1 protein-coding gene and 1 pseudogene are annotated in these 2820 nt (G+C 44.9%); both read right to left on the bottom strand.

The annotated features are described in order from the left end of the window. Positions 1 to 63: 63 nt before the first annotated feature. Positions 64 to 2085, bottom strand: coding sequence for a portal protein (locus CER18_RS09530; RefSeq protein WP_100129731.1), 2022 nt, complete (start codon positions 2083 to 2085; stop codon positions 64 to 66). After that, a pseudogene (locus CER18_RS09525) lies at positions 2070 to 2820 on the bottom strand (PBSX family phage terminase large subunit); the annotation flags it as partial. The pseudogene CER18_RS09525 and the gene CER18_RS09530, both read right to left, overlap by 16 nt.

The following is a 2820-nucleotide window of genomic DNA, read 5'->3' as shown; positions in this document are numbered from 1 at the left end:
TAATCTTCATTCATACCTTCATTCATCACTTCGTTCATTTCTGCATTCATTCTCTAACCTCTCTTAAATGCTTCTTCCCCTGTACGTTGCGGCTCTCTCCCGCATAATCTGATTTTGCGCTCGTTCATTAAGAATACGCTCCCGTTCAAGCTCATGGCGTTGCTTCATCAATTCCGCTTCCAATTCCGCTCTCTTTTGACGCATGAACAGATCAATCTGCTTTCCTTGTAAATCCATCTGTTGCATCTGWCTTTTAGCAGCAATATCCTGCTGCTTTTCTTGCAACTTCATCTCTTGTTCTGGATTCATTTGCTGTTGTTGGGCTTGTTGTGCCATTTGCTGCTGTTGCATCTTCTCACTTACACGATTAAGCAGAGACGCAGGCAATGGCGAATAACGAAGTAAATCAAGCATGATATCCGGTGTAACAGCATTTTGAAGCAACGGTAACAATTGCGTAATAATGCCAAAGGTACGCTCTTTTTCGTTCGGACTGGTTGGCGCATCGTCTACCACAATATCATAATCGACACTCATGACAGCTTCACGTGTTAAGGGGATATATTGCGCATTCTCCTCTCCCGATATCCGTACCAAGCGACCATCTGACAGATAATTCTGTATCAAGTGCAAAATAATCTTGCCCTGCCTTTTGCGATACAAACGCAAACCATCAAACAAACAAGCAAGCAAATTAAGACTGGACTGACGCCGTTGCGCCTCTAAAATCCCTGCTTGTGAAACTTCTCTCGTTCCAATAAACTCGGGCGATAAACCCGTAACTTGATTAATCGCTTCTTTCGCTTCATTAAACAGTTGGAAAAAACCGGTTGGAAAGTGCGCTACGGGTTTGGGTTGTATTCTTTTCCCAGCAAAAGTCCCAGGTTTTACCCACGTAATACTATCTGCTCTATTAAAACTTTTTACCGCATCTCTTTCATCATCTCCAAATGCCCCCCTCTCTGCCATTATCCCGCCCTTGGATTGGCTATTGAGGATATGCATCACTTGACTAAAATATTTATTAGCCCATCGTTGTGGATCTTTTGTCGGTCTTACAACCCCATAAAATTGCCGTTCTATCTTATCAAAATACCCCGTGATACACTCCCAACCCAATTGACCCGCAGGAACTAAAGGTTGATCGGGCGTTTCAAGCAATTTTCTTCCTAAAAAAGCACGCTTAACAACCTTTTTATTGAAAGCCGCCCCTTGGATATCGGGCATCATACATTGGAGTTGCTTAAACTCCTCTTCGCTGTAATCACGAAGTTCTCCCGTTTCTAAATCGGGCGCCTTGTAATATTTCTCGCTTTCAAACCAACGGCATTCAACAAGCGTGACCATCCGGCGACCGTTTTCAACATCAATGCCCTTCTCATCATTATAAGCTTCAAGATCGTTATGATGAATGCCTTCATAAGCAACGCCATCTCTCGCCCAATCCGCACTCAGTTCACTCCAATGGGCTTTGGGAAACATTTGCTTGGCTACATCTAATGGCTTGCGGTCGACATACCACATCCGTTGTGCATCCGTTAAATTCGGTTGCACTGCCGCGCTATCCCAAACCATTTTCAATGGATCTAAACGCGTAATAACGGGCTCACCATCAAGACTGTTCTCATAATCAAGCCGCGTATCGGTCCACCCCATTCCGCAGATGACAGCATCTTGGAAAGCATCAGAATCCGCATATTCCGCATGTGCCATATCGCGAAACCATTCTGCTGCTCCCGTAAGCAATTCACTTGGCAATGCTTTGCCTATTTGACGGGGAATAAATTGCACTTCTCGTTTATTATTCCGTTCTGAGCCTACAACTGCATTAACCAGTGGTGCAATGCGATTAAAGGTCATAACGGGGCGGCGTTGCTCTTTTAATGCCGTTAAATCTGCTTCATTCCACTGGTCGCCATTGTAAAATTGAAAATCCTCCCTTGCATGCTCACGCCATTTGTTCACATGCTCAATATCTTCTTTGTACCAATTGACTAACTTGCGAAACAAACCTTCCGTCGACAGATCTGATGCATTACTTTCTTTATCTAAATGCTCTTCATCATACATCATTCTGCCATCCATGACGTGCTTTCATAGGCTTCTCTACCGCTATAAGCTGGTCTCTTCTGTCTCTGCATTGGCTGTTCATACCCCACACACATTAATCCAAAAGCATCTGCACCATGACTGGACCAATCATGTTCTGCTCCCAAACCAATATTACGCTTCTCATCCCATTTCTCATGATACCAATTCAGTGCCTTACGCCCTGCTACAGTCGTCTCCTCATTGAACCAAACTGAAGGCAAAATACGTCGCACTGCCTCTATTCGCATTTTGACAGCCCCAGCCCCTTGATTAGGAATGACCTGCGTTTCAAAACCCGCATCATTTAAAGCACTCTCAAAACTCACATTGTGCACGCGGTCTCTTGTTGCCCCATCATGGGGGAGAACCATTAATGCCTTCTCATAGCCATTCTGACGCAACCAACCGATATGTTCTGATAACGGCTGCCCCTGTGCTTCGTAATAATCAAGCACTCTGATCTCTCTACCTACAAATTGTGCTATCCATATCGCTGTTGCATCTGCCTTGGCTCCTGTGCCCCCAATATCCCAAAAGGCGCGTATCTGCATTAAAGGATCACGAGAAACACGCCCTATCCGCCCCTCTTGCTCGGCTGCCAACATTTCCCTCTGATAGTAAGCACCTTGAACCGCTGTAAGATAAGCCCCTTCCCATATATGCTTATAAGTCTCGGGGCGGTTTCTCAAATCATCAAGCCGTGCTTCATTTAAGATCTTGGGAAACTTC

This window comes from Bartonella tribocorum, assembly GCF_002777915.1.
Lineage (GTDB): Bacteria > Pseudomonadota > Alphaproteobacteria > Rhizobiales > Rhizobiaceae > Bartonella > Bartonella tribocorum_A.
This window is presented reverse-complemented; position numbering and strand designations above follow the sequence as displayed.